The organism is Microbacterium aurantiacum (assembly GCF_002872075.1).
Classification (GTDB): domain Bacteria; phylum Actinomycetota; class Actinomycetes; order Actinomycetales; family Microbacteriaceae; genus Microbacterium; species Microbacterium aurantiacum_A.
In genome coordinates this window covers 173,361-197,892 of the sequence record NZ_PGGU01000007.1, presented here as the reverse complement: position 1 = coordinate 197,892, position 24,532 = coordinate 173,361, and the positions used below count along the sequence as shown (strand labels likewise).

At 69.3% G+C, this 24,532-nt stretch carries 21 protein-coding genes; 13 read left to right on the top strand and 8 right to left on the bottom strand.

Translation table 11 applies throughout. From position 1 onward, the window contains the following. Positions 1-20 precede the first annotated feature (20 nt). The 3 genes from CUR96_RS07855 to CUR96_RS07845 are packed head-to-tail and all read right to left on the bottom strand — an operon-like array spanning position 21 to position 5,811. Positions 21-3,485 carry an error-prone DNA polymerase gene (locus CUR96_RS07855; RefSeq protein WP_102192746.1) on the bottom strand — a complete coding sequence of 1,155 codons (3,465 nt, stop codon included), beginning with the start codon at positions 3,483-3,485 and terminating at the stop codon, positions 21-23. Continuing rightward, positions 3,485-5,023 (bottom strand): DNA polymerase Y family protein, encoded by a 1,539-nt coding sequence (locus tag CUR96_RS07850; protein WP_102192745.1) that lies wholly within the window; start codon positions 5,021-5,023, stop codon positions 3,485-3,487. The genes CUR96_RS07855 and CUR96_RS07850 overlap by 1 nt, the downstream gene beginning before the upstream one ends. Next, entirely contained in the window at positions 5,020-5,811 is a 792-nt protein-coding gene (locus tag CUR96_RS07845; RefSeq protein ID WP_102192744.1) for a hypothetical protein, read from the bottom strand. Before CUR96_RS07845 ends, CUR96_RS07850 begins: the two co-directional genes overlap by 4 nt. A 115-nt stretch (positions 5,812-5,926) precedes the next feature. Between CUR96_RS07845 and CUR96_RS07840 the strand changes: the two genes are divergently transcribed. The 7 genes from CUR96_RS07840 to CUR96_RS07810 all read left to right on the top strand — a co-directional run bounded on the left by CUR96_RS07840 (position 5,927) and on the right by CUR96_RS07810 (position 10,845). After that, complete coding sequence (locus tag CUR96_RS07840; protein ID WP_102192743.1) at positions 5,927-6,217, top strand: DUF1905 domain-containing protein; 291 nt, start codon at positions 5,927-5,929, stop codon at positions 6,215-6,217. Between the two features lie 207 nt (positions 6,218-6,424). Continuing rightward, the gene (locus CUR96_RS07835; RefSeq protein ID WP_102192742.1) at positions 6,425-6,895 is read left to right on the top strand and encodes a prepilin peptidase; all 471 of its coding nucleotides are present in this window, start codon (positions 6,425-6,427) and stop codon (positions 6,893-6,895) included. A 56-nt stretch (positions 6,896-6,951) separates the two neighbouring features. Next, positions 6,952-7,164: a response regulator gene (locus tag CUR96_RS07830; RefSeq protein WP_102192741.1), complete on the top strand. Its 213-nt coding sequence runs from the start codon at positions 6,952-6,954 to the stop codon at positions 7,162-7,164. Continuing rightward, positions 7,157-7,771 (top strand): CYTH domain-containing protein, encoded by a 615-nt coding sequence (locus CUR96_RS07825; protein WP_102192740.1) that lies wholly within the window; start codon positions 7,157-7,159, stop codon positions 7,769-7,771. The genes CUR96_RS07830 and CUR96_RS07825 overlap by 8 nt, the downstream gene beginning before the upstream one ends. 75 nt (positions 7,772-7,846) lie before the next feature. Continuing rightward, a complete protein-coding gene (locus CUR96_RS07820; protein WP_102192739.1) occupies positions 7,847-9,007 on the top strand; it encodes a type III polyketide synthase in 1,161 nt (386 codons plus the stop codon). Next, positions 8,997-9,719, top strand: coding sequence for a methyltransferase domain-containing protein (locus CUR96_RS07815; protein ID WP_102192738.1), 723 nt, complete (start codon positions 8,997-8,999; stop codon positions 9,717-9,719). The genes CUR96_RS07820 and CUR96_RS07815 overlap by 11 nt, the downstream gene beginning before the upstream one ends. Continuing rightward, positions 9,706-10,845, top strand: coding sequence for an FAD-dependent oxidoreductase (locus CUR96_RS07810; protein WP_102192737.1), 1,140 nt, complete (start codon positions 9,706-9,708; stop codon positions 10,843-10,845). Before CUR96_RS07815 ends, CUR96_RS07810 begins: the two co-directional genes overlap by 14 nt. A gap of 12 nt (positions 10,846-10,857) precedes the next feature. Here CUR96_RS07810 and CUR96_RS07805 read toward each other — a convergent pair whose 3' ends face one another. The 3 genes from CUR96_RS07805 to CUR96_RS07795 all read right to left on the bottom strand — a co-directional run bounded on the left by CUR96_RS07805 (position 10,858) and on the right by CUR96_RS07795 (position 13,868). Next, the gene (locus CUR96_RS07805) at positions 10,858-11,706 is read right to left on the bottom strand and encodes a siderophore-interacting protein (RefSeq protein WP_245861128.1); all 849 of its coding nucleotides are present in this window, start codon (positions 11,704-11,706) and stop codon (positions 10,858-10,860) included. A gap of 101 nt (positions 11,707-11,807) precedes the next feature. Further along, positions 11,808-13,205 carry a dihydrolipoyl dehydrogenase gene (lpdA, locus tag CUR96_RS07800; protein WP_102192736.1) on the bottom strand — a complete coding sequence of 466 codons (1,398 nt, stop codon included), beginning with the start codon at positions 13,203-13,205 and terminating at the stop codon, positions 11,808-11,810. 9 nt (positions 13,206-13,214) lie between these two features. Further along, on the bottom strand, positions 13,215-13,868 hold the full coding sequence (locus tag CUR96_RS07795) for a copper resistance CopC family protein (protein WP_245861127.1): 654 nt from the start codon (positions 13,866-13,868) through the stop codon (positions 13,215-13,217). Positions 13,869-13,970: 102 nt separating this feature from the next. Here CUR96_RS07795 and CUR96_RS07790 point away from each other — a divergent pair, with 102 nt between their 5' ends. The 3 genes from CUR96_RS07790 to CUR96_RS07780 all read left to right on the top strand — a co-directional run bounded on the left by CUR96_RS07790 (position 13,971) and on the right by CUR96_RS07780 (position 15,787). Further along, on the top strand, positions 13,971-14,453 hold the full coding sequence (locus CUR96_RS07790) for an FHA domain-containing protein (protein ID WP_102192734.1): 483 nt from the start codon (positions 13,971-13,973) through the stop codon (positions 14,451-14,453). Further along, on the top strand, positions 14,453-15,142 hold the full coding sequence (gene ftsR / locus CUR96_RS07785) for a transcriptional regulator FtsR (protein WP_102192733.1): 690 nt from the start codon (positions 14,453-14,455) through the stop codon (positions 15,140-15,142). The genes CUR96_RS07790 and ftsR overlap by 1 nt, the downstream gene beginning before the upstream one ends. Positions 15,143-15,241: 99 nt before the next feature. After that, positions 15,242-15,787: a MerR family transcriptional regulator gene (locus CUR96_RS07780; protein ID WP_102192732.1), complete on the top strand. Its 546-nt coding sequence runs from the start codon at positions 15,242-15,244 to the stop codon at positions 15,785-15,787. A gap of 74 nt (positions 15,788-15,861) precedes the next feature. On the opposite strand, the gene CUR96_RS07775 is transcribed toward CUR96_RS07780, so the two are convergent. Beyond that, complete coding sequence (locus tag CUR96_RS07775; protein WP_102192804.1) at positions 15,862-16,674, bottom strand: ParA family protein; 813 nt, start codon at positions 16,672-16,674, stop codon at positions 15,862-15,864. A gap of 93 nt (positions 16,675-16,767) precedes the next feature. Between CUR96_RS07775 and CUR96_RS07770 the strand changes: the two genes are divergently transcribed. From CUR96_RS07770 to def, 3 genes are all read left to right on the top strand, one after another. Next, a complete protein-coding gene (locus CUR96_RS07770) occupies positions 16,768-20,175 on the top strand; it encodes a pyruvate carboxylase (protein ID WP_102192731.1) in 3,408 nt (1,135 codons plus the stop codon). 66 nt (positions 20,176-20,241) lie between these two features. Beyond that, positions 20,242-22,005: a MinD/ParA family ATP-binding protein gene (locus CUR96_RS07765; RefSeq protein WP_245861126.1), complete on the top strand. Its 1,764-nt coding sequence runs from the start codon at positions 20,242-20,244 to the stop codon at positions 22,003-22,005. Beyond that, complete coding sequence (gene def, locus CUR96_RS07760; protein ID WP_102192730.1) at positions 22,005-22,496, top strand: peptide deformylase; 492 nt, start codon at positions 22,005-22,007, stop codon at positions 22,494-22,496. Before CUR96_RS07765 ends, def begins: the two co-directional genes overlap by 1 nt. A gap of 67 nt (positions 22,497-22,563) precedes the next feature. Here the strand turns inward: def and CUR96_RS07755 are convergent, their stop codons facing one another. Then, entirely contained in the window at positions 22,564-24,396 is a 1,833-nt protein-coding gene (locus tag CUR96_RS07755; protein WP_102192729.1) for an AMP-dependent synthetase/ligase, read from the bottom strand. Positions 24,397-24,532 lie beyond the last annotated feature (136 nt).

Sequence of the window (24,532 nt, the reverse complement as noted above, 5' to 3'; positions counted from 1 at the left end):
AGACCCGTCACGACGGACCCTTATCGGAAGTCCCGTGACCGATGCGAGATCCCGGTGCGCAGGTCTTCGAACGCATCGGCGAGCACGTTGACGACGCCTTCGGTGGAGCGCTCGAGGATGCCGCGGATGATGAGCGCCGGCGACTCCCGCGCGACACGGCGGTAGCGGTTCCAGACCCCGGTCGAGCAGACGACGTTGACGAGTCCGTGCTCGTCCTCGAGGTTCATGAAGGTGACCCCCGCGGCGGTCGCCGGTCGCTGCCGATGCGTGACGAGTCCGGCGACCTCGATGCGCCTGCCCGTCTCATGGGTCTGCAGGTCGGCAGCGGTGAGCACCCCGCGTTCACGCAGCGCCGCGCGGAAGTGCGCCATCGGATGGTCGTCGGTGGAGACCCCGGTCGCCCAGAGATCGGCGGCGAGCTGCTCATAGCTGCTCTGATCGGCGAACAGCGGCGGCTGCACCGACACGGTCGTCCCCGGCAGGAACCGGGCGCGGTCATCGGCGGCGGCGCCCGCGAGCCAGATGGCCTCCCGTCTCTTCAGGCCGAGGCAGGAGAAGGCGCCGGCGGTGCCGAGCGCTTCCAGCTGAGCGGCCGTCGCATCGGTGCGCCGCACCAGATCGTTCAGATCCCGGTACGGACCGTTCGCCTCCCGCTCGGCGACGATGCGCTCCGCCATCGGCATGCCGATCCCGCGGACGCCGCTGAGCCCCAGTCGCACCGCGTATCCGCCGTCTCGGCGGTGGGCGGCGGACTCGTCCGGTGCGCTCCGGTCGAATCGGGCGGGCGTCGGCTGCGGATCGTCGAGACAGGCATCCAGCCCGGTCGGCGCTCTCGTGGGCGCGCCGGCGAGCGGCTCCAGGATCTCGGTCGCCCCGGAGGCGTGCAGATCGGGGCGACGCACCTCCACGCCGTGCCGGCGGGTGTCGGCGGTCAGTGTGGCCGCGGAGTAGAAGCCCATCGGCTGCGAGCGCAGGAGCCCCGCGAGGAAGGCCGCCGGGTAGTGCAGCTTCAGCCAGGAACTGGCGTACACGAGCAGCGCGAACGACAGCGAATGCGACTCGGCGAAGCCGAAGTTCGAGAACGCCTGGATCTGCGCGTAGATGCGGTCGGCGGTGTCCTCGTCGATGCCGCGCCTGGTCATACCCGCATAGAGCTTCTCGCGGACCTGCTCGATCTTCTCCAGGCCGCGTTTGGATCCCATCGCCCGGCGCAGCAGATCGGCTTCGTCAGCCGTGCAGTCTCCGATCGCGGTCGCCATCTGGATGAGCTGCTCCTGGAAGATCGGGATGCCCAGGGTGCGCTTCAGGATCGGCTTCAGATCGTCATGCGGGTAGGGGATCTCCAGCTCCAGCGGTTCCGCGCCGCGCTGCGCCCGCTCCCTGTTCTCCTCGTCGAGCCTGTCCTTCGCCATCTTCCGGCGGACGAAGGGATGCACCGCACCGCCCTGGATGGGACCGGGGCGGATCAGGGCGATCTGGATCGCGAGATCGTAGAAGCAGCGTGGCTGCAGCCGGGGGAGCAGGCCGATCTGCGCCCGTGACTCGACCTGGAATACCCCGATCGAGTCGGCGCGGCAGAGCATGTCGTAGACCGCAGGCTCCTCCTTGGGGAGGGTCTCCAGCTTCCAGGTCTCGCCCGTTGCGTCCTCGATGAGGTCGAAGCAGTGCTGGAGGGCGGCGAGCATCCCGAGTCCCAGCAGGTCGAACTTCACCAGGCCCATCCAGGCGGCGTCGTCCTTCTCCCACTGGATGACGGTGCGGTTCTCCATGCGCGCGTGCTCCACGGGCACGACCTCGCCGACAGGGCGGGCGGTGAGCACCATGCCGCCGGAGTGGATGCCGAGATGCCGGGGCGCCTTCAGCAGCTCACCGGCGTACTCGAGCACGTTCGCAGGGATGTCGTGCCCCTCGACGGGCTCGATGCCCGCGCCCCAGCCGTCGACCTGGCGTGACCAGGCATCCTGCTGACCGGGGGAGAAGCCGAGCGCCCTGGCCATGTCGCGCACGGCGTTCTTCGGACGGTACTGGATGACGTTCGCCACCTGGGCCGCGCGCTCCCGGCCGTACTCCTGGTACACCCACTGGATGATCTCCTCCCGGCGGTCGGAGTCGAAGTCCACGTCGATGTCCGGCTCCTCCTGGCGCGTGGTGGCGAGGAAGCGCTCGAAGGGCAGCCGGTAGAGGATCGGATCGACGGCGGTGATCCCCAGCAGATAGCAGACGGCGCTCGCCGCAGCGGATCCCCGTCCCTGGCAGAGGATGCCGCGCCGGCGTGCCTCGGCGACGATGCCGTGCACGATGAGGAAGTAGCCGGGGAAGTCCTTCTCCTCGATGACGTCGAGCTCACGCTCGATCCTGCTCCGCCCCGCGGCATCGAGACGCGGATATTTCTCCGGGACGGCCTCCCAGACGAGCGCACGCAGCCAGCTCATCGGAGTGTGCCCCTCCGGCACCTTCTGCTGCGGCAGCGCCGGCCGCGCTCGGCGCAGCGGGAAGGCGGATGCCGCGGCCAGTTCGAGCCCGTGGGAGATCGCGCCGGGGTAGCGGCGGAATCGCTCGGTCATCTCCGCCCCGCTGCGCAGGTGCGCGCCGCCGTGCACGGGCAGCCATCCGTCCAGGTCGTCCATGCTGCGCACCGCCCGCACCGCGGCCACCGCCTCGGCGAGCCGGGCGCGCTCGGGGGCGGCGTAGTGCACATTGTTCGTGGCGACGACCGGCAGACGCATCCGGCCGGCGAGGTCGGCGAGGGCGTCGTTGCGGCGGGTGTCCAGCGGATCGCCGTGATCGAACAGCTCGACGGCGACGTGATCGCGCCCGAACAGGTCGACGAGGCGCCGCAGCGGCGTCTCCGCATCGCCGTGCTCCAGGCCGCGGCGCACGCCGCCCTTACGGCACCCGGTCAGGATCGTCCAGTGGTCGCCGGCCTTCTCGACCAGTTCGTCGAGGTCGTAGACGGGCCGGCCCTTCTCGCCGCCTCGCAGCTGGGCGGCGGAGATCGCCCCGGAGAGGCGGTGATACCCCTCCAGTCCGCTCGCGAGGACGAGCAGATGCTCGCCGGCCGGGTCGGCGGCACCACGCTGCGGAGCAGGCAGGTCGAGCGACAGCTCGGCGCCGAACACCGTCTGCACCTGGAGGTTCATGTTCTCGGCCAGCTCGCCGAAGCGGGCGGCGCCGTAGAAGCCGTCGTGGTCGGTGAGGGCGAGAGCGGTGAGCCCGAGCCGCTCGGCCTCGGCGAGAAGCTCCTCCGGCGAGGAGGCGCCGTCGAGGAACGAATACGAGGAGTGGGCGTGCAGCTCGGCATAGGGCACCGCATCCGCAGGGCGGGTGATCTGCGCGGGCGGGAGGCGCTTTCGTCGCCGGCTCACCGGACCAGGATCGACGCGATGAGCCGGGGGCTCGGCGGCAGGGCTCTTCTCGACGGGTGCGTCGCCGCTGAGGGTGCGCTCCAGCTCCGCCCAGGTCAGCGGGGGGTTGTGCCAGCCCATCAGCGATACCTGCCTTCCGCCCACCAGCGGTCACCGGCGCGGAAGACCAGCCATGCCCGGTCCCGGTCGTCGACGACCTGCAGGCGGTGGCCCCGGCGTCCTCGCGCAGGATCCCAGCGGTGCTCGTCGATCGGCCAGGGGCCCGCCCATGCCTGCACGACGGCGCCGTCGATGTGCGCGGGGGCGGCGGAGAGCGCTCCGCGTGCGTCGATGCCGATCGAACTGCCGTCAGCCGCCTGGACGCCGATCGGCCGTGGCGGCAGGAACACCTCGGCGGGCACCGGGTCGGGAAGGCTCCCCGGCCACGGATGCTCCGGATCCCGTGGTGCGACTGCGCGCTCACCCCACGGGGTGAGCACCTGCCGGTCGGCGAGCCAGCGGCCGCCGGAGACCGTCGCGGTGACCACGCCCTCGTGTCCGATCATCGTCTGCACGCGGGAGACGGCATGGTGCAGACGTTCGTCGGATCCGGATCCGAAGAGCCCCGGCTGATGGTGCGCGGCATCGTCGACGGCGACCGGGACGATGCGCACAGCGGCGATGCCGCCGAAGGCCCTGGCCTCGTCGACGGGCTCCCGCGCATGCTCCGCTGCCAGTGCCTCCAGCTGCCAGCGCACCCGGTCGACGAGATCGGCGGCGTCGAAGCAGGTCGGATGCAGCCAGGAACGGGAGAAGACCAGGCCGTTGTCGTCGGTCAGATCGATGCGCACCTCGGTGCAGACGGCCGCGGCATCGCCGAGGGCGAGCATCACCGCATCCGCCGTCTGCCGCACGGCGAAGGCGACCTGATCGGCGCCGGCCAGCGGCGGTTCGAACTCTGCGGTGCGCACCAGCACGGGGTCGGGTGCCCGGGGGACGAGCGGGCGTGAATCGGCGCCGGCGGCGAGCGCATGCAGACGCGCCCCCCGCTCGCCGAAGCGGTCCCGCACTTCGAGCGCGTCGAGAGCGGCGAAGTCGCCGAGGGTGTGCACCCCGAGGCGGATGAGGAGGCCGGCGAGCTGTTCGTCACGCAGGGCCTGCACGGCGAACGGGCTCAGGTACTCCTTCGCCCCGCCAGGGGGCACGACGGTCCACGGCTGGTTGCTGCGAGCCGCCGCCTCCGCCGTGAACGGACCGTCGGCGATGCCGATCCGCGCTTCGGGGAAGCCGGCATGCGTGAGGATGCGGAGGAGGGCGTCTGCGGCCTCGCCCTCGCCGCCGTGATACCGGGCGACGCCACGTGCGCGGAGAGCGGCGAGACCCGGACGCAGCAGAGAGGCGCCGGGGGCGTGCTTCTCGATGAGCTGCAGCACGGGGAGGAACGCGCGCTCGTCTCCGGCCGGGTCGTGGGGGAGCACCCGCAGCGCCGGGAGGTGTCCCTGCGCGACCCGGCGGCGTTGACCGACGCGGACCCCGTGCTCGCGTGCCGACGCGGTGCAGGCCACCACCGCGTTCGCGTGCACCAGGGCGGTGGGCGGATGCGGAGGGGGGCCGCCGAGAGCGGCCCGCAGCGGCCAGTCGGGGAACCACAGCACGAGGACGCGGAGCGGAGCGTTCATCCGGCGGCCGCCCAGCGGGAGATGTCGACGGGAGGCGCTGCGGTGCCGTTGTCGAACACCGTGACGTCGCGACGCGCAGGAAGCGAGGAGAGGTCGGCAGCCAGAGCCTCGACCCCGCCCCGGCTGCCCGGCAGTCGCACCTGGACGCTCGACGGCATCGGCGCGCGCCTGGTCTGCGCGGTCACCGTCACGGTGCAGTCCGAGAGCAGCCCCCAGCCGGCGCCGAGACCGTGCCAGTGCGGATCGTGGATGCGGATCGACCCCTCGCTCTGCGGCCAGATGCCGGTGGCGGGCGACTCGGTCACGAGCAGCGTGCAGCCGCGATCGCGCAGGCGTGCGTTCAGGCGGGAGGCATCGGCATCGCGCATCCGCGTACCGGGGTGCACGGCGATGAGCGGGACCACCTCGGAGAGGGCGGACGTCACCGCCAGCCAGCGCTCGCCGGGGTCGGGGACGAGGATCAGGCGTTCGAGGTCGATGCCGAACCCGGCTGCGGCCTCGACCCCCAGGGTCGGCATGCCGACGACCGCGCACCAGAGCCCCTTCTGCGACGCCGCGCTCAGCAGCGCGAGCACGAGACCGGGCGAGGAGGTGACCGTGTAGGCGGCACCCGTCTGCAGGCCCTCCTCCGGCAGCAGGGATGCGAAGGCAGGGTCGAGGGGGAGCAGCGGATGCTCGCTGCGACGGCGCTGCATCCTGCTGATCTCGCGGCGCAGCCGCAGCACCTCTCCGGCGCGGGAGTCGCCGACCGGAGAGAGCGCGGTCACCGCATCGAGCCCGATCCCCATGAATCCATCCTCGAAGATATATTCGAATAAAGCAAGTAGAGATGATGACGCTAATTCGAACCTCGGACATCGCCGGGAGCACGAGGATGTCTGCGGCGCTGACTACGCTGTGGCCATGCGGATCGAATTCGAGAGCACCGTGATCCGGTGGAACGCACGCACGGACTCCTGGTTCTTCGCGACGATGCCGGAGGAGCTCTCCGCCGAACTGCGCGAACTGCCCTCGCCATCGCGCGGGTTCGGTTCGCTCCGGGTGCGCGCCAGGATCGGCTCCTCGATCTGGTCGACCTCGATCTTCCCCGGGGACGCCGGATACGTGCTGCCGTTGAAGAAGGCGATCCGCGAGGCCCAGAGGATCGGCGAGGGTGACATCGTCACGGTCGACCTCGACATCATCGATCTCTGACACGACTCCGAGTCGCCGCGCCTCGAACGCACGGCTTGGTGCCGAGTGCACGGCTTGTTCGCGGCAATAAGCCGTGCACTCGGCGAGATGCCGTGCACTCGGCGAGATGCCGTGCACTCGGCGAGACGCGCTCGCGGCGCTCGCCGGGGAAGTCGAGTTATCCACAGCCCCCGCACGCGGCATCCGCCGATCTTCTAGCCTTCCCTCATGGATCTCCACGAAGCGCTCGTCGTGCTCGTGCATCTCGCGCTGCTCGGAGTCGGCGTGTGGCTCCTCGTCATCGACGTCAGGACGCACCGGCTGCCGAACCGCATCGTGCTGCCCACGCTGGTCGCCCTGCTGGCACTCGCGATCATCGAAGCCCTGCTGACCGGGCAGGTGCGGTCGTTGATCGGCGCTGTGCTGGGGATGCTGATCCTCGGCGGGTTCTACGCGGCGCTGCGGCTGGTGAGCAGGGAGGGCATGGGCGGCGGGGATGTGAAGCTCGCCGCCGTGATCGGGATCGTGCTCGGCTGGCACGGCTGGCAGGCGCTCGCCGTCGGCGCGGCATCCGCCTTCGTGCTCGGCGCGCTGTATGCGCTGGTGCTGATGGCCCTGCATCGCGCGGACCGCTCCACCCGGATCGCCTTCGGCCCCTGGATGATCGTCGGAGCCGTCCTCGGCATCGCGGCGGGCTGAGCGCCTCGCCGAGGGGCTCCTCCTTCGCCGCACCGGAGCGGCACTAGTGTGAGCACATGGCACTCGCACGACTCCACGGAGGCCCGCTGGACGGGCAGATCATCCCCCTCGGCGATGCGGACGACAAGCTGATCGTCCCTTACAGCGAGACGCAGGTGGTGTACCACCGACGCGGCACGCCGGCGAACACCGGCGCACACGACGGACCCACCGAGGTCGACTACTGGTACGACGAGTCCCTCGAGGACATCAATCCTGCCGATGACTGAACCGTCCCGAACGGTCGAGATCGAGCGCAAGTTCGACGTCGACCCGGAGACCCCCCTGCCGGACTGGGGTGCGATCCCCGGGGTGGATGCGGTCACCGAGGGAGAGGCCAGGGCGCTCGACGCCCGCTATCTCGATACGGCCGCCGCCACTCTCTCGCGTTCCGGCGTCGCGTTGCGCCGCCGTACCGGTGGACCGGATGCCGGGTGGCACGTGAAGGGCCCCCGGGAGGGGGACGGACGTCTCGAGCTGGGCTGGCCGCTGGGCGAAGGCGACGCCGTGCCGGATGCCGTCGCCGAGACGATCTCCCGCTGGACGACGGATCCGCTCATCCCGCTGGCGCGCATCGAGAACGATCGCACCGCCTACCTGCTCACCGGCCCCGGTGGCGTCGTCGCCGAATTCGTCGACGACCACGTCCGCGCCACGGATCTCCGCACCGGCACGCAGCGCGCATGGCGTGAGTGGGAGATGGAGCTGGGGCCGGCAGCGCCCACCGATGCGGCGGGACGCGAAGCGTTCTTCCTCGCCGTGCAGGCGGCGGTCTTCGCGGCCGGTGGCCGGCACGCCTCATCGGGTTCCAAGCTCGCCCGTGCGCTCGGCTTCTGAGCCCGCACCTTCGCAGAGACGCGCTCCCGGCGCCAGCCCCTTCCGTGTCAGGACGCGGCATGCTTGAGTGACAGCATGCGCCATGCTCCCGTGCTCAGGTCCATCCAGACGATCGTCCCCGACACCGTCCTGATCCAGGAGGAGGTACGCGACGTCTTCGCCGCCCAGCCCGACATCGGTCGGCTGGCGAAGCGGATCGTCGCGACGTCGTTCAACGTGTCCGGCATCGACACCCGGTACACGGTGCTCGATGAGCTGTCATTGAGCACCGATGTCGAGGCGCCGACATTCTTCGACAGGGCCTCCGGCGAACTGCTCTCCCCGGGCACCAAGACGCGGAACGAGCTGTACACGCGTGAGGCCGGCCGGATGTTCGTCGAAGCAGCGCGCCGGGCGGTGGATGCAGACCCGGACATCACCGCCGCCGACGTCACCCACGTCATCACGGTGTCGTGCACGGGATTCCATGCACCGGGCCCGGACTTTCAGATCGTGCGCGCGCTCGGTCTGCGTGACGGAGTGCAGCGCTACCACCTGGGGTTCATGGGCTGCTACGCCTCGATGCCGGCACTGCGGGCGGCGAGCCAGTTCTGCGGAGCGGATCCCGACGCCGTGGTGCTCGTCGTCAGCGTCGAGCTGTGCACGCTGCACCTGCGCTCCTCGGACGACCCGGATCTGATCGTGGCCTCCTCCCTCTTCGCGGACGGAGCGGCGGCGGGCCTCGTCACCGCGCGCACCTTCTCCTCGGACGTCCCCGGCCTCCGCCTCGACCGCTTCCACACGTCGATCACATCCGAGGGCGAGAAGGACATGGCGTGGACGATCGGGGATCAGGGGTTCGAGATGGTCCTCTCCACCGCCGTGCCGCACATCATCGGCGAGAGCATCCATGATGCCCTCCGACCGCTGTACGCGGAACCCGCGCTCGCCGCGGCCTTCGAAGACGACACGATCGGCGATGCGGTCGAGCACTGGGCGATCCACCCCGGGGGGCGCAGCATCCTCGACAGGGTGCAGGACAAGCTGGGACTCACCGATGAGCAGCTGCATCCGGCGCGCGAGACGCTGCGCGAGTACGGCAACATGTCCAGTGCGACCGTCCTCTTCGTCATGAAGCGGATCCTGGACGAGGGGGCGCAGGACGGCGAGCGCGTCTCGGCGATGGCCTTCGGTCCCGGGCTCACCGCCGAGAGCGCGCTGATGACCGTCGTCGCCCCGGGGAGCCATGCCGCCTGAGCTGTCGGCCCGTGCGGCGGGGGCACGCGAGCTGATGGACGACCCGGGCGCAGATCGCCGGATGCTGGAGCGCACCTATGAGCGGTTCCGGCTGGTGAATGCCGTGGTCTCCCGCCCCGGGCTCCTCTACCGGCGGGACATCCGCCCACGCGCCCGCCGTCGGACGATCAGCATCCTCGACGTCGGTGCCGGCGGCGGCGATCTGTGCCGGGAGCTCGCTCGACGGCTTCACCGCGACGGGCTCGCGGCGTCGATCACGGCACTGGATGCCGATGCCCGCGCGACGGGCTGGGCGGAGGCGCACGACGACGGCGCCGGGGTGCGGTACCGCTGCGCGCACACCTCCGATCTGGTCCGTGAGGGTGCCGTCTTCGACGTGGTCGTGTCCAACCATCTGCTGCACCATCTCACCGCGGACGAGTTGCCGGAGCTCCTGGCGGACACGGGTCGGCTCGCCGGCGACCGCGGCCTCGTCGTGCATCACGACATCGCACGGAGCAGAGCCGCGTACGTGCTCTTCGCCGCCGGCACGTGGCCCTTCGCGGGGAATCTGCTCGCCGGGTCGTTCATCCGGGACGACGGGCTGACCAGCATCCGCCGCTCCTACACGGCAGAGGAGCTGTCAGCGGTGGCGCCGGCCGGGTGGGCGGTACGAAGGGGAATCCCTGCCCGGCTCGAACTGCGGAGGGAGCCGCCCGATGCTCGACCATGACGTCGTGATCGTCGGCGCCGGGCCGGTGGGACTGATGCTCGGCTGTCTGCTCGCTCAGCGCGGGCTGGACGTCGCCGTCTGCGAGAGGCGCACCGGAGCCGACGAGCGCAGCAGGGCGATCGGAATCCATCCACCGGGACTGGAAGCGCTGGATGCGGCAGGGATCGGCGACCGCGTGCGTTCGGAGGCACTGGCGCTGGAAGGGGGCGACGTGCTCAGCCGGGGCCGCACGTTGGCCTCCGTCGACTTCAGGCCTGAACGTCCGGTCCTGGTCCTGCCGCAGTATCGGACCGGCGCCCTGCTGCGTGAACGACTCGAACAGGCGGCCCCGGCGGCTCTCCGGTCGGGCTGCGACGCACTCGCCGTCCGAGACGAGGGCGACTTCGTCCGGCTGACCGTCGACGTCGGGGGTGTCCGGCGTGAGCTCACATCATCCTTCCTCGTCGCAGCCGATGGCGTGCGCAGCGGCATCCGCGAGATGCTCGGAGTCGGATGGCAGCCGCGACGGGGTGTCGCCGAGTATCTGATGATGGACATCGCCGACCCCGAAGCCGACTCCCGTGCCCGTCTGCACTGCGAACCCGGAGGGCTGGTGGAGTCCTTCCCGCTCCCCGGGGGCACACGGCGCTGGGTGGTGCGGGATGCGTCGGGCGGTGCAGCGACCGCGACGAGGACCCGCTGGAATGCCGCTGACATGCGCGCGGCGATCGAAGAGCGCACCGGTATCGGGCTGACTGTCCCGGACGGCGTCCGCCCGACGGCGTTCCGGGCGGCGCAGCATCTCGCCGCCCACACGGTCGTCGGACGGGTCATCCTCCTCGGGGATGCCGCGCACGAGATCAGCCCGATCGGCGGACAGGGGATGAACCTCGGCTGGCTGGATGCCGTGCGCCTCACCGAACGGATCGAGCAATCCCTGGGGCGGGGGACACCGGACTTCCGCGGGTTCGAGCGGCGCAGCAGACGAGCCGCGCGCCGCACCCAGAGCCGAGCCCGGTTCTACATGGCGATGGGTGCTCCGGCGCAGCCTCTCGGCCTGCACGCTCGAGAGTTGCTGATCCGCGCGCTCGGGTCCGGTGCCCGGAGCGTACGGATGGCGGACATGATCACGATGAGGGGCCTATAGGAGCTCTGCCGGTCAGGCGGACGCCCGTTCGGTACGGACGGGGGAGGGAAGCGTCTCGGCCGCCACCTCGCGGACCCAGGCGGCCTTGACCGATCGCCATGCCTCGTCATCGTGACCGAGACGCCAGTACGGGGAGCAGGACAGCCGATCCTCAGCGACGATGCGCTCGCTCAGCAGCACTCGGCGCACCGCGCGCACCGACTCGGCTTCGCCGTGCACGAAGGCGCTCACGACTCCTTCCGGGCGGGGAAGTGCGGCCACGGCATCGGCCAGGAGGCGGACGGCGTCTCCGCCGTCGACCGTGTGCACCCAACGCACGGTGAGCTCGCCCGGAGACTCGAGGGGGATCTCGTCCTCGGCCGACGGGACCTCTGCGACGATCACCACCGGTCGTCCCTCGGGAACAGCCTCAGCGGACGCGGCGATCGCAGGAAGCGCGCTCGCGTCGCCGACCAGCAGATAACTGTCGGCATCAGCCTCCGGGCGGTAGCCGCCGGCCGGACCACGCAGCTGCAGCCGGTCGCCTGGTCGTGCGTGCAGCGCCCATCTCCCGGCGTACCCGATCTCGCCATGGGCGACGAAGTCGAGGGCCAGCTGTCGCGTCTGCGGGTCCCAGGCGCGCACGGTGATCCTGCGTGCGAACGGGCGCTGGTCGCGCGGGAGATCCCGGATGGCGTCGTCGGTGAACGGCACTTCGTACGGTGCTCCCTCGGGGAGGAAGAAGCAGTTGACGTACTGGTCGGTGTCCCCGATCGGCTCGAAGGCGTCCAGCCCGGGGCCACCCAGGACGACGCGCAGCATGTGCGGGCTGAGCACCTCGGTTTCGATCACCTCTCCGTACAGGCGGTTCGACTCGGTCACGGGATCTCCTCCATGGGAAACAGGACGGCGGTGGACGGGCGGGCGAAGTGAAAACGGCCTGACCACGGTTTCGCAGTCAGGCCGTTCTCAACCGAGGTCGATCAGAAGTTGATCATGTGCCCGGCGAGTCCGTGGAAGCCCTCCTGCAGGGCCTCGGACAGCGTCGGGTGCGTGTGCACGTTGCGGGCCAGTTCGAGAGCGGTCAGATCCCACTTCTGCGCGAGAGTCAGCTCGGGGAGGAGCTCCGACACATCCGGTCCGATCATGTGCGCGCCGATGAGCTCGAGGTGCTCGGCATCCGCGATGAGCTTCACGAAGCCGACGGGCTCGCCCAGGCCGTGCGCCTTGCCGTTGGCCATGAACGGGAACGTCGAGACCTTGATGTCGCGACCCTCGTCCCGTGCCTGCTGCTCGGTGAGGCCGAACGACGCCACCTGCGGCGAGCAGAACGTCGCGCGAGGCATCATCCGGTAGTCGCCCAGCGTCATCGTCTCCGCCTTGCCGATGGTCTCGGCGGCTACCACGCCCTGCGCCTCTGCGACGTGGGCGAGTTGCAGCTTCGCGGTGACGTCACCGATCGCGTAGATGCCCTCGACGTTGGTGCGCATGTGGTCATCGATGTCGATCGCACCGCGGTCGGTGAGCTTCACGCCGGTGTTCTCCAGGCCGAAGCCCGTGACGCTCGGAGCGAAGCCGATCGACATCAGGACCTTGTCGGCCTCGATCGAGCTCTGCTGGCCGTCCTTTGCCGTGTAGGTGACGGTGACGGACGATCCGTTGTCGACGACGGTCTCGACCTTGGTCGAGGTGAGGATCTCGACGCCCAGCTTCTTGTACTGCTTGGCGATCTCCTTGGAGACGTCGACGTCTTCGTTCGGAAGGGCACGGTCGAGGAACTCGATGATCGTGACCTTGACCCCGTAGTTCGTCAGCACGTACGCGAACTCCATGCCGATGGCGCCGGCGCCGACCACGACGATCGACTCCGGGAGTTCGCGGGCCATGATCTGCGCCTCGTACGTGACCACGTTGTCGCTGAGCGTCACGCCGGGAAGGAGGCGGACGGTCGACCCGGTCGCGATGATGGCGTTGTCGAAGGTGACCTCTTCGGTCGTGCCGTCGGTCTTCGCCACCGAGATGGCCTTCGGGCCGGTGAAGGTGCCGCGACCGTCGTACTCGGTGACCTTGTTCTTCTTCATCAGGAAGTGGATGCCCTTGACGCGGCCGTCGGCCACCTCGCGGCTGCGATCCCACGCCTTGCCGAAGTCGAGCGTGAACTCACCCGAGATACCGAAGAACTCGGCCTTGTGCTTCAGGGTGTGCGCGAGCTCCGCGTTCTTCAGGAGCGCCTTGGAGGGGATGCAGCCCACGTTGAGGCAGACACCGCCCCAGTACTTCTCCTCGATGATGGCAGTGGACAGGCCGAGCTGTGCGCTGCGAACGGCGGCGACGTATCCGCCAGGACCCGCGCCGAGGACGACGACATCGTAGTGTGGCATGCCTCAAGCCTAGCGCGCTGAGGCGTCGTCGGAATCGGATGCGGTGCCCCGGCGCCGGGCCCTCCGGACCATCGTGGCGACGATGGCCCCACCCAGTCCGGCGACGATCACGGCGCCGATGATCCAGGGCAGAACGCGCAGGAATGCGTCGCCGTCGGCGGGGGTGCCCTCCGGTGTCGCAGTGGCCGGCGGACTCTGCACGGCCGACGGCGTCTCCGACGGTGCGGGGTCGGCGGTCGTCGCTGCGGTCGGCTCGGCGAGGGTGCTCGTCGCCACGGTGAAGGAGAACTCCTCGGAGGTCGGGTGGCCGTCGCTGGAGACGACCTTCCAGATCACGCGGTACACGCCCGCATCCGCCTCGGAGACCAGCGGCTGTGTGACGGTCGCGCCATCGACGGTGGCGGGGCCGTCGGTGACGGAGTTGCCCGCGGCATCGGTGACCACGACCTCCGTCGCCCCTTTACCGTCGACGAGGCCCGCGCTGAACGTGAGCGTCAGCTCGGCAGGCAATGTGGGCACGGTGCTGTCGGCAGCCGGGCTCGACGACTGGAGGCTGTCGTGGGCGGATGCAGGCAGGGGAGTGACCAGCATCAGGACGGCTGCGAGCACGCTCGCGGCAAGAACGAACGGAGCGGCGGGAAATCGGCGAACGGTGATGTGCACCTGGTCAGCGTAGGAATCTCCGGTATGTGCGGGCTGAGTGCTGACCCGACCCTCCCGCGCCGCCCCCCGCATCGGATAGTCTGGACGACGAGGAGGGCCACTGTGACAGACAGCGAGAGCCGATCGGGCGGGGAAGCGATTCACCGTTCCGGCGAGCAGAAGCACGATGCAACGCAGACGTTCGGGCACGATTCCGATCTGTCGTTCGTACCCTTCGGGGTGGAGCTCACCGAGGTCGAGCAGTCGGCCATCGCGGCGCTGCCCTCCGGATCGGCGTTGCTGCTGGTGCGCTCCGGTGCGCTCGCGGGCGCCCGCTACCTTCTGGACACGGATGTCACGACGGTGGGCCGGCATCCCGAGGCCGACATCTTCTTCGATGACGTGACGGTGTCGCGTCGTCACGCCGAGATCACCCGCAACGGCTCTTCGTTCGAGATCATCGACCAGCGCTCGCTCAACGGAACCTACGTGAACGGGGAACGCGTCGACCGCAGCTCCCTTGTCGACGGCTCCGAGCTGCGGGTCGGCAAGTTCCGGCTGAACTTCTTCATCTCACCCGTCGACCGCTCGGCGGCGAACGGCTGATGGCGGCACCTCACGCCCGCGAACGCTCAGCGTCCGCGGGTCTTCTGAGCATCGGCCAGGTGCTCGCACGACTCACGCCGGAGTTCCCGGAACTCACCTCCAGCAAGCTGCGCTTCCTCGAAGTCCAGGGCATCGTGACGCCATCACGCACCGAGTCGGGTTACCGCAAGTTCTCGCAGTCCGACATCGAGCGCCTACGGTTGGGGCTCGTGCTTCAGCGCGATCACTATCTGCCGCTCAGCGTCATCCGCGAGCAGCTCGACGAGGCCGAGGCCAATGGCCAGGCAGGGACCGGTCTCACGCCGCCACCGTCGATCACGCCCCCGCCGCGGCGCTATCGCCGCGGCGAACTGCTCTCCGCGGCCGGCGCCGGTCCGCAACTGCTCAACGACGCGATCAGCACCGGCGTCATCACCGCGAGCGAGTCGTACTCGGAGGCGACCGTCGCGCTGCTGCGCGGACTCGTCGCGCTGGATCGGCACGGCATCGAACCGCGACACCTTCGTGCCGTACGGCAGGGGGCCGAGCGCGAGGTGGCCCTCATCGAATCGGCGATGTCCGCGCTGCTGCGCCGAACGGATGCCACGTCACGCGCAAAGGCGAGCGAGATGGCGCCGGATCTGGCCGCCAAGATCGACGAAGTGCGCTCGCTGTTCGTCAAGGATGCGCTCTCGCGCGTGCTTTCGTAACGAACTGATTGCGACACACCTTCACCGACGCGCAGATGTCATTGCCGCTGCTGGGGCACTGCTCTAGCGTGGAGGTAACGGCTCCAGAGAGGACTTCATATGAATGCGGATGAGCTTTCAGGCGACCCGCGGTTCGTGTCCGAACTCCTCTTCACGGACGGTCTGCCCGCCATGGACGATGAGGTCGGCTATCGCGGTGCGGTCGCCGCACGCGCAGCCGGGATCACGTACCGCCAGCTGGACTACTGGGCGCGCACCGAGCTGGTGGTCCCCACCGTCCGCGGCGCCAGCGGCTCCGGCTCTCAGCGGCTCTACGGCTTCCGCGACATCCTGGTCCTCAAGCTCGTGAAGCGACTGCTCGACACGGGCATCTCGCTGCAGCAGATCCGCACGGCGGTCGACCAGCTCCGTGCTGCCGGCATCCGCGACCTCGCCGGCACCACGCTCATGAGCGACGGAGCGTCGGTCTACCTGTGCACCTCGAACGACGAGGTCATCGACCTCGTCAGCCGCGGTCAGGGCGTCTTCGGCATCGCAGTCGGCAAGGTGCTCCGCGAGGTCGAGTCGACTCTGGTCGAGTTCGACCCGACCGCACCGGACCCCGTCGACGAGCTCTCGGCGCGCCGGACCAAGCGCTCCGCCTGACTCCGGTCACGCTCGCGGACAGAAGCTGACGGCCACCCTCGCGAGAGGATGGCCGTTCTTGCTTGGGGGAGGCGTCAGGCCTGTGTGCCGGTCTCGGAGACGGCGATGCGGCCGGTGCGGATGATCCGGTCGAGCAGCGAGTCGAAGTCCGCGGCGAGTTCCTGAGCGGAGTCGCCCGGCCAGATGTGCAGGGGCTTCGCCGCACCCTGGGCCTGCTGCAGAGAGGTGCGCTCCGGAAGCTGCGGTGCGAGCACGAGGGGGCCGAACATGTCGCGCAGTTCCTTGATGCGGAACTGGTGCTCGATCGACTGCGGACGCACCCGGTTCACGACGATGCCGAGCGGCTGGAGGCGGGGGGAGAGACCTCGGCGGATCTCCTCGATCGCGCGGAGGGCTCGGTCGGCCGCGGCCACCGAGAACAGGCCGGGCTCGGTGACGACCATGACGCGGTCGCTCGCCGCCCAGGCGGTTCGGGTGAGCGCGTTCAGCGACGGCGCGCAGTCGATGAGCACGAGGTCGTAGTCGGCTTCGACGGCGGCGAGGGCCTCTTCGAGCTTCCAGACGTCCCGGACGCTCGGATGCGGCCCGTCGAAGTTGATCGCCGAGGGGCTGCCGATGAGCACGTCGATCGTCCCGGGGTGGACCTTCGCCCAGCCGCTGGAGGTGATCGCCTGGCGGACGATCTTCTCCTTCGGGTTCGCCAGGACATCAGCGATGTTGAGCCTGCCGGCGACCTGGATGTCCATGCCGGTCGACACATCGGATTGCGGGTCGAGGTCGACGACGAGAGTCCGGACGCCTCGGGCGAAGGCCGCGGAGGCCAGGCCGAGAGTCACGGTCGTCTTGCCGACACCGCCCTTGAGAGAGCTGACGCTGAGTACGTGCACGGACTCCACGTTACCTTCCCCTAGGCTGGGGAAACACTCAGCCCCGCGCCATGTGCGACGAATTCGCCGTGCATCGAGCTATCAGAGGTGTGCATGTTCCAGAAGATCCTTGTGGCCAATCGCGGCGAGATCGCGATCCGCGCCTTCCGTGCAGCGTTCGAGGTGGGAGCAAGGACCGTCGCGGTCTTCCCCTATGAGGATCGTGGGTCGCTGCATCGGTTGAAGGCCGACGAGGCGTACCAGATCGGCGAGCGCGGCCATCCGGTACGCGCCTACCTCGACGTGGACGAGATCATCCGGGTCGCCAAGGAGGCGGGTGCGGACGCGATCTACCCCGGGTACGGGTTCCTCTCCGAGAACCCGGAACTGGCAGAGAAGGCGGCGGCCAATGGCATCGTCTTCATCGGACCGCCCGCTCGGGTCCTCGAGATGGCCGGTAACAAGGTCGAAGCCAAGCGCCACGCCATCGGCGCGGGAGTGCCGGTGCTGCGCTCCACCGAGGCATCCGACGATGTGGATGCGCTGGTCGCGCAGGCCGACGACATCGGCTTCCCGCTGTTCGCGAAGGCCGTCGCCGGTGGCGGCGGTCGCGGGATGCGCCGAGTCGCCTCGAAAGGCGAACTGGCTCCTGCGCTGGCCGAGGCGATGCGCGAAGCCGAGAGCGCCTTCGGCGACGCGCGGATGTTCCTGGAGCAGGCCGTCGTGCGTCCCCGCCATATCGAGGTGCAGATCCTCGCCGACAAGTCCGGCGAGACGGTGCACCTGTTCGAGCGCGACTGCTCGGTGCAGCGCCGCCACCAGAAGGTCGTCGAGATCGCCCCGGCGCCGAACCTCGATGACAGGATCCGCACCGCTCTGCACGGCTATGCCGTGGCATTCGCGCGATCGATCGGCTACGAGAACGCCGGCACGGTGGAGTTCCTGCTGGAGACGGCGGGGGAGCGCGCGGGCGAGGTCGTCTTCATCGAGATGAACCCGCGCATCCAGGTGGAGCACACGGTCACCGAGGAGATCACCGACGTCGACCTCGTGCAGACCCAGCTGCGGATCGCAGCGGGGCAGACGCTCTCCGAACTCGGCCTGCAGCAGGAGAAGCTGCATGTGCGCGGAGCCGCACTGCAATGCCGGATCACGACAGAGGACCCGACGCAGGGATTCCGCCCGGACACCGGCAAGATCACCACCTACCGCTCGCCCGGCGGCGCGGGCATCCGCCTGGACGGCGGCACGACGGCTGCCGGTTCGCAGATCAGCCCGCACTTCGATTCGATGCTGTCCAAGCTCACCTGCCGCGGTCGTGACTTCCCGGCCGCGGTCGCCCGCGCCCGCCGTGCGCTGGCCGAGTTCCGCATCCGTGGCGTCTCCACGAACATCGCGTTCCTGCAGGCGTTGCTCGAGGATGAGGCGTTCATCGCCGGCGACGTGAGCACCTCCTTCATCGACGAGCGGCCGGAACTGCTGCGCGGCCGCGTGTCCAAGGACCGCGGCACGAAGATACTGAATTGGCTGGTCGACGTCACCGTCAACAAGCCGAACGGCGCGCATCCCGGTGCGGTCGACCCGGTGACCAAGCTCCCTGCGGTCGACCTCGACGCGGCTCCGGCTCCCGGCTCGCGGCAGCGCCTGCTCGAACTCGGGCCGGAGGGATTCGCGCGGAGCCTGCGGGAGCAGACCGCGCTGGCGGTCACCGACACGACCTTCCGGGACGCGCATCAGTCCCTGCTGGCGACGCGGGTGCGCACGCGCGACCTGGTCGCCGTCGCCCCTCACATCGCTCGCCTCACCCCGCAGCTGCTCTCGGTGGAGGCGTGGGGCGGAGCGACTTACGACGTCGCGTTGCGCTTCCTCGGCGAGGACCCCTGGGAGCGGCTGGACAAGCTCCGTGCGGCGCTGCCGAACGTCGCGATCCAGATGCTCCTCCGAGGTCGAAACACCGTCGGGTACACCCCGTACCCGACGGCTGTGACCGAGGCGTTCGTCGCGGAGGCGGCCGCCAGCGGCGTCGACATCTTCCGCATCTTCGATGCCCTCAACGACGTCGAGCAGATGCGTCCGGCGATCGAGGCCGTCCGCAGCACCGGGACCGCCGTCGCCGAGGTGGCGCTGTGCTACACGGGTGACCTGCTGAACCCGGCCGAGGATCTCTACACGCTCGACTACTACCTGGGTCTGGCGGACCAGATCGTCGACGCCGGGGCTCACATCATCGCGATCAAGGACATGGCCGGCCTCCTCCGACCGGCTGCGGCGGCGAAACTCGTCAGCGCGCTGCGCGAGCGCTTCGACCTTCCGGTGCACCTGCACACCCACGACACCCCCGGCGGGCAGCTCGCGACGCTCCTCGCAGCCAGCGCCGTCGGCGTCGACGCCGTGGATGCGGCATCCGCACCGCTCTCCGGCACCACGAGCCAGCCGTCGCTGTCGGCCCTGGTCGCCGCACTCGCGCACACCGACCGCGACAGCGGCATCCCGCTCGACGCGGTATCCGACCTCGAGCCCTACTGGGAGGCGGTCAGGCGTCAGTACGCACCGTTCGAATCCGGTCTTCCCGGTCCCACCGGCCGTGTCTACCATCACGAGATCCCCGGCGGTCAGCTGTCGAACCTGCGGCAGCAGGCGAAGGCCCTCGGGCTCGCCGACGATTTCGAGCTGATCGAGGACATGTACGCAGCAGCGGACCGGATCCTCGGTCGCGTGCCGAAGGTCACGCCCTCGTCCAAGGTCGTCGGCGACCTTGCCCTGCACCTCGCAGCCGTCAAGGCCGACCCCGCCGACTTCGAGGCGAACCCCGAGAAGTACGACGTTCCGGATTCCGTCGTGGGATTCATGGCGGGCGAGCTGGGCGAACTGCCCGGCGGGTGGCCGGAGCCGTTCCGCACCAAGGTGCTCGCCGGCCGAGAGATCCGCGTCGCGGTCACGGATATCTCCGCCGATGATGAGGCGGCACTGGCCGGCGACAGCGCCACCAGGCGCGCGCGCCTGAACACGTTGCTGTTCCCGGCTCCGATGCGTGAGTTCTCGCAGATGCGGGAGCAGTTCGGCGACCTGTCGGCGCTCGACACCGGTGACTACCTCTATGGCCTCGTGCCCGGGCAGGAGCACGTCATCGAGATCGACCGCGGTGTGCAGCTGTTCATCGGGCTCGAGGCCATCGGCGAGGCCGACGACAAAGGCATGCGCACCGTGATGACGACGCTGAACGGTCAGCTGCGGCCGGTCTTCGTGCGCGATCGATCCATCGCGGTCGATGCGCACCAGGTCGAGAAGGCGGACACGTCGATCGCGGGCCACATCGCCGCGCCGTTCTCCGGTGTGGTGACGCTCAAGGCCGAGATCGGGGACAGCGTGCGGGCGGGCGAACCGGTCGCATCGATCGAGGCGATGAAGATGGAGGCCGCCATCACCGCGCCCATCGAGGGCATCGTGGAGCGCCTCGCGATCTCGGCGACCCAGCAGGTCGACGCCGGAGATCTTTTGGTCGTCATCCGCCCCGCGCACTAATCTTGTCCGGGCGAGGGCCGCGCACCTGGTGCGCACCCGAGGCCCGCACAAGCTTGGAGTGACATCGTGACCCCGAAGAACATCGACGACCCGCTCGAGGATGATTCGCGAGGAGTGCTCGACGCCGCCGCGTCCCTGGACACGACCGGCATCGGCATCCTCGGCGGCACCGCTCAGGTGAACGTCGCACTGCCCAAGGACGAAGACGACGATCTCGCCGACGACGGTGTCGTCGAGGGCGAGATCATCGCCGACCTCATCGTCGACGACGTCATCGTCGATGAGAAGCCCTTCGAAGACGCACGCGCGATCGGCCGCATCCACGCCGCCGACATCATTATCGAGATCCCCGCGGAGTCCGAGACGACGGCCCGGGATGCCGCGACGATCCCGGATGCGGGGGAGCCGGATGCGATGGTCGAGGAACCCGTCGTCGAGGAGGAAGCCGTCGCTGACGAACCCGATGTCGAGGAACCCGATGTCGAGGAATCCGATGTCGATGTGGAACCCATCCTCGATGTGGAGCCCGTCGAGGAGCCCGTCGAGGAGACGCCCCTCGCTCGGGAACGGATCCTCGCCGGCACCGAACCCGTGGCGGCCCCGGTGATCGAAGAGGACCGCGCGGCCGCATCCCGTGCCGCCGCGTCCGTCGCAGCCGAGTCCGCCGCCGCCGCGCAGTTCCTCGCGCAGGCTCGCGCCGACCGGGCAGCATCCACTGCATCCACCGCATCCGCGGGATCCGTGCCGCCGCTGACCACCGAGAAGGAGACCCCCGCCGTGGACACCTCGAACGACAAGGCGGTCGCCGCGCAGCCGGTGCGCGCCGCCGCGCGCGCCGAGGTCGCATTGACCTCGAAGCGCTTGGATGATCTCGGCGACGCAGCGCGCGAGAGCGCCGATCTGCTCACCGCCGATCGCCTCCTCGACCCGCATCAGGTCTCCAAGCCCGAGCCCGAAGGGGCCTGGAGCCACCTGCTGTACTCGCTGTCAGGCCGGAGGATCAACATCGGCGACGGACGCCGCGCGCGCGAGCGCAAGGCGCTCACGGCGAGGATCGCGGCCCCACTCGTGGGCGGCGCCCGGTTCGTGCCTGTCCTGTCGCGGAAGGGCGGCGTGGGCAAGACCACCATCACCGCGTTGCTCGGAATGGCGCTGGCGGATGCTCGCGAGGATCGTGTCATCGCGGTCGATGCGAACCCCGACCGCGGAACCCTGGCGGACCGCATCGTGCGACCCAACCACAGCAAGTCGGTGCGCGATCTCGTCCGCATCCATGATGACGTCAAGGGGTACCACGACCTCTCCGCGATCGTCTCCCGCGACGCGACCCGGCTGGATGTGCTGGCCTCGGACTCCGACCCGCGCATCGCCGAGGCGTTCAGCGACAACGACTACCGCGACGTCGCCGATGTCGCGGCGCACTACTACTCGCTGGTGCTCACCGACACCGGAACCGGAATCGTGCACTCCGTCATGTCGGCCACGCTCGATCTCTCCGATCAGATCGTCATCGTCTGCGGACTCAGCGTCGATGAGGCGCGACTCGCCTCGGAGACACTGACGTGGCTGGAGACGAACGGCTACGCCGAGCAGGCGCGCGAGGCGATCGTGGTGCTCAACCAATCCACCCCTGGTACTCCACTGGTGCGGCTGAACGAACTCGAAGCGCATTTCGCCACCCGGGCGAAGCGGGTCGTGCGAGTGCCGTACGACGCCCAGATCGCCGGTGGTGGCACCATCGTCTTCTCCAACCTGCGATCGGAGACCCGCCAGGCCGCCCGTGAACTCGCAGCGCACCTCGTCGAGGGCCTGCGCACGAAGGCCGCCTGATGGCCGTCCGCGAGATCCGCATCTTCGGAGACCCAGTCCTGCGGACCGTCTGCGCGCCGATCGAGAAGATCGACGACGGCGTCCGCGCCCTCGTCACCGACCTTGTCGAGACCGTCGAGCTGCCGGGCCGTGCCGGCGTCGCGGCCCCGCAGATCGGGTTCGCCGTCCGCGCCTTCAGCTACAACATCGACGGCGACATCGGATACGTGCTGAACCCCGTCCTCACCGAGGTGCGCGGTGAAGCCGTGCCGACCGGGGAGGGGTGCCTGTCGGTGCCAGGACTCTGGCATGATGCGCTGCGGCATCCGTGGGCACGCGTCGAAGGCATCGACCTCGATGGAGATCCGGTCGTCCTCGAGGGAGAGGGCCTACTCGCCCAGGCCCTGCAGCACGAGACCGATCATCTCGACGGAAAGATCTATCTCTCCCGGCTCGACCCGGAGACCCGCAAGCTCGCGATGCGCGAAGTGCGTGAGAGCGACTGGTTCTGACATACGACGAAGGCCCCGCCGGTGGCGGGGCCTTCGTCGTATGTCGATTCGCTGAACGAGCAGCGGCTCAACCGCCGAGGGAGACGTTGGTCGTGGTGACCGGCTCCTCGTAGATCGCCGCGATCTCGTCGGCGAAGTCGCTGAGGATCACGTTGCGCTTGATGGACATCTTCGGCGTGAGGTGACCGGATGCCTCCGTCCACTCCGAGTCGAGGATCGTGAACTTGCGGATGGACTCCGCGCGCGAAACCCGGGTGTTCGCCGCGTCGACCGCGCGCTGGATCTCCGCGCGGACGTCTGCGCTGGTCGCAGCCTCGGCCAGCGACATCTCGGACGGAAGGCCGTTGTTCGCCAGCCAGGTCGGCAGCATCTCGGGGTCGAGCGTGATCAGCGCCGAGATGAAGGGGCGCTGATCGCCGACGACCACGACCTGACCGATGATGGGGTTCGAGCGGATGGGGTCCTCGAGCGCTGCCGGGGCGACGTTCTTGCCGCCGGCGGTGACGATGATCTCCTTCTTCCGCCCGGTGACCGTCAGGAATCCCTCGGCGTCGAAGCTGCCGATGTCGCCGGTTCGGAACCAGCCGCCTTCGCTGAACGCCTCGGCGGTCGCCTGCGGGTTGTTCCAGTACTCCCTGAACACGTTGATGCCGCGGACCTCGATCTCGCCGTCCTCGGCCAGGCGCACGCCGACTCCGGGAAGCGCGGGACCGACGGTGCCGATCTTCGATTTGTCGGCGAGGTTGACGGTCGCGGGTGCGGTGGTCTCCGTCAGACCGTAGCCCTCGAGGATGACGACGCCGAGGCTGTGGAAGAAGTGGCCCAGGCGCGCACCGAGGGGAGCGGACCCGGAGACCGCGTACCGCACGTTGCCGCCCATCGCCGCTCGCAGCTTGCTGTAGACCAGCTTGTTGAAGAGCGCGAACTTGATCTTGAGGCCCAGTGGGACCTTCTTGCCCTCTTCGAGCAGCTTGGAGTGCTCGATGGCGACGTCAGCGGCGGCGCGGAAGATCTTGCCCTTGCCGCCGGCCTCGGCCTTCTGCTCCGCCGAGTTGTACACCTTCTCGAAGACACGGGGAACGGCGAGCAGGAACGTCGGCTTGAACGAACCCAGGGCCGGCAGCAACTGCTTGGTGTCGGGCTGGTGGCCGGTGCGCACGCCGGCGTGGATGTCGAGGATCGAGATGAAGCGGGCGAAGACGTGCGCTGTGGTGATGAACAGCAGGGTGGACGCGCCGGGCATGCTCAGCACCTTGTCGAGCGCCTTGCCCGAGTTGCGGCACAGCTCGACGAAGTTGCTGTGCGTGAGCACGCAGCCCTTCGGGCGTCCGGTCGAGCCCGACGTGTAGATCAGTGTGGCGATGTCCGACCCGACGGCGAGGTTGCGGCGGCGCTCGATCTCGGCATCCGACACCGAGGCCCCCTGGGCCACCAGCACGTCGATGGCGCCGAGGTGCAGCTGCCAGACCTCACGGACGAGCGGGATGTCGCCCCGGATCTCGTCGACGCGCGCGTAGTGCTCCGGCGACTCGACCATCAGGGCGATGGCGCCGGAGTCCTCCATGATCCACTGGATCTGCGTGGGGGAGCTGCTCTCGTAGATGGGCACCATCACGGCCCCCGCGTAGAACAGGGCGAAATCGACGAGCGTCCACTCATAGGTGGTGCGCGCCAGGAATCCGACCTTCTCACCGGGCTGGATGCCGGCGGCGGCGAAACCCTTCGCCAGCGCGACCACCGCGGTCTGGAAATCGGCGGCGGTGATGTCGCGCCAGCCCTGGCCGTCCGGCACCGAGAACAGTGCCAGGTCAGGGGTGGCTTCGACGCGCTTCACCAGCAGGTCGGCGATGTTCGCGTCAGGGTCGGCGGGGACGATCGCGGGGACTTCAAACTGGACCACGGCAGCTCCTTCGGTACCGGTCGGGCACGGGTTGCACCCGAGTCTAAGCCATGGAATCCAGTCGCACACCTAGTGACACCGAGTCGCGTAGGCGAATGGGCCATCCGAACTCCTCCCATGGATGGCGCGGCCGTGC